Source organism: Variovorax sp. P4_B10 (assembly GCF_056402375.1).
Window position 1 is genome coordinate 1 of the sequence record NZ_JBFUHN010000166.1, and the last position, 2,974, is coordinate 2,974.

The following is a 2,974-nucleotide window of genomic DNA, read 5'->3' on the forward strand; positions in this document are numbered from 1 at the left end:
GCCGGTCTTGTCGTAGGTGGCGCCGGTGGCGACGGTCGTGGTGGCATCCAGTGCGGCAGATGTCTGCAGCAGGTTGCCGCTCTTGTCGTAGCTGTAGCTGGTGGCGTTGCCGCGGCCGTCGGTCACGCTCTGGGTCTGGCCCTGGCGGGTGTGCACGGTGGTCAGGGCCACGCCCTCGGGCGTGGTCACCGCGACGCTGCGGTTGGCGAGGTTGTAGCTGTAGCTGGTGGTGTTGAACAGCGCATCGCGCTGCGTGAGCACGCGATCGAAGGCGTCGTAGCTGGTGGAGCGTGAGCCGCCGAGCGCGTCGATGGTGGTCACCACGCGACCGAGACGGTCGTAGCCGATCTGGCTCCGATTGCCGTTGCCGTCATAGGTGTCCGTGACCCGGCCGAAGGCGTCATAGGTCTGGCGCCGGGTGATGGCGAGGGTCGCCGCATCGCTCACACTCTTCGTCTTCAGGCCGCGGCGGTCGTAGCTGGCGGTGTCGGTGACGACATAGCCGCTCTTCAGGACATAGCTGCTGACGATGGCCTCGCGGAAGGCGTTGTAGGAATAGCTGGTCGTACTGCCCAGCGCATCGGTGGTACCGGCCTGGGTGCCGGTTGCGTTGTAGGTGTGCAGGACATGGGTGTCCTTGGTTGCATCGGCCATGGCGGCGAGCTGGCTGGCCAGGCCGGCGGTGTTCAGGCCGCCCGGCGTCGTCGCGCCCAGGGTGGCGACATCGACGCGGGTGCCGTAGACGATCTGTTCGGCCAGCAATCCTTGGGCGTTGTACTTGCTCTCGGTGACTTCACCCAGGGCATTGACGGTGTAGCGCAGGCGGCCGATGGGGTCGTAGAAGAACAGCGCGCGGTGGCCGTTGGCATCGGTGGTGCTGGTGCGCCGGCCGGCGGCATCATAGGTGTGGGTCAGGCCGTTGACGGCCCACAGCGCGAACGGATCGCTCAAGGCAACGGCATCGCTGCCTCGACCGTCGAGTTCGCCGATGAGGCGGCCCTGGAGGTCATAGCGCGCTCGGCTGGTGCGCTCGTCCGAAGTGCCCACGGCGGTGGTGGTCTGCACGAGCTGGCCGACGCTGCTATAGGAAAACTGGGTGACCGTGCCTTCGGGATTCGTACGGCTCAGCAGCTGGTTGGCCGCACTCCAGGTCTGGGTGGTGACCTGGTCCCGCGCAGCGTCGGCTGCCGGACGGATGCTGTCCAAGGTGGAAGCGGCGCCGACGACGCCAGCCGGATTGGCACGCCGGATGGTCTGGGTGACGTTGCCTCGGGCGTCGTAGACGGTTTCGGTGAGGTAGCCCTCGCCGTCAACCTGACCGACGATGCGGCCTTGGGCATCGTAGAGGTTGTAGCCATTGATGTCTGCGCCATTGAGACTCGGGCGCAGACCGCTGAGGTTGTAGCTGGCGCGTGCGATGGCGATGGCCGCCATGCGCGCGGACACGCTGGTGAAGCTCGCCGCGCGGTTGGCGTAGCGGATGGTTTGCGTCAGTTCGCCTGCGGCGTTGTACTTGTACTCAGTGAGATATCCCTCGGCATCGAGGGTGCCTTGCAGGCGGCCGTCGCGGTTGTATAAGCGGGTAACAGTGCGATCCTGGGCATTGTCGAGATTGACCAGGATGGTGGTAACGGGTGTGCCCTCAACGACCTGCGTGAAGCCGACCTCGCTGTCGGTGTTGTGTGCATCGCCGGCATAAACGGCCGTGAAGGTATGCGTACCCGGCGGCAGAAACACGCCGGACAGAGTCGCTACGCCGTTGACAACCTGGGCCGTGCCCAGCAGTCGCGTTCCATCGTAGAAACCAACTAGGCCGCCGGGCTGCGGACCGTTGACCCGCACCGACAGGGCACCATCCTTGGCGACCGAGGCTGACGTCAGGTTGGTCAGCGTCGAAGGYGACTTCGCTATCGTGACACTGGCCGTGGTTTGCGAGGTGGCATTGTTCACATCGCCGGAATAGACGGCCTTGATGGAATGCGAGCCTACCTCCAGATTGCTGACGCTCAAGCTGGCCTTGCCGTTGGTCAGCGAGACCGTTCCCAGCAGGGTTGTTCCGTCGTAGAAGCTAACGGTACCGCTTTGTGGATTGCCTTGCCCGCTGGGGCCGGCCGTCAGTGTCAGCACACTGCCGTATGTTGGTGCGGTAGTCGACAACGAAAGTGTCGTGGACGTGGTTATCGGTGCAGATGCGATCCCTTGCGATATCGCCCCGGCATTGACAGTCGTGTAGTTCGCGTCACCCGAATAGCTTGCCGTGATGCTGTTGGCTCCCAGGGGCAGATTGCTGACATTCAGCGTGGCCACTCCATTGATGACACTGGCCGTTCCGATGGCCGTTCCATTTCGATAGAACGTGACGGTTCCACTCGGGGCGGGTCCATTGAAACCCAGATTTTTCAACGCCGGGTTATTGAGGAACACCACATCAGGAGCCAGTGTCGCCGTCAGCGCAACTTGCGCGCCCGACACTGCCTGATTCGCAGAAGACGCCACCGTCAGCGCAAACGCACCCTGCGGTACAACCAACTGGCTGGTCGTCATCGCCGCCTGCCGATTCGCATCACCCGAATAGATGATCGTCAGATTGTGGGTACCTACGCTTAGCCCAGGCACAGCAATCGTGCCTCCAGTCCCCCCGGGAGAGGCAAAGCTGCCGATGAGTGTCTGGCCATCAAATACACTGAACGTTCCTGTGGAATTTCCCGAGCCGCTGAGCGTCATCAGCGCCCAGAACGGATATCCTGCTTGGGCCGTGCCATTGAGAGAAAACGAGACACCAGTGGTCCGGACAGTTGGCCCCGACACAGCGGAGCCCGCCACCACCTGGATCGTCGGACCACTGACGACGGTGCTTGCCACGTTGTTGGCATCTCCCGCGTAGGCCGCGTTCAACTGAACGCTGTTTCCAAGTGGCAGATAGCTCGTCACCAGAGTCGCTACGCCGTTGGTGGCCTGCGCCGTTCCCAGGAAC

General features: G+C 63.4%; 1 protein-coding gene. It reads right to left on the reverse strand.

The window, feature by feature from the left end:
- The coding region (locus AC1DXX_RS33215; RefSeq protein ID WP_478138454.1) for an Ig-like domain repeat protein at positions 1 to 2,974 on the reverse strand (2,974 nt) is incomplete at both ends.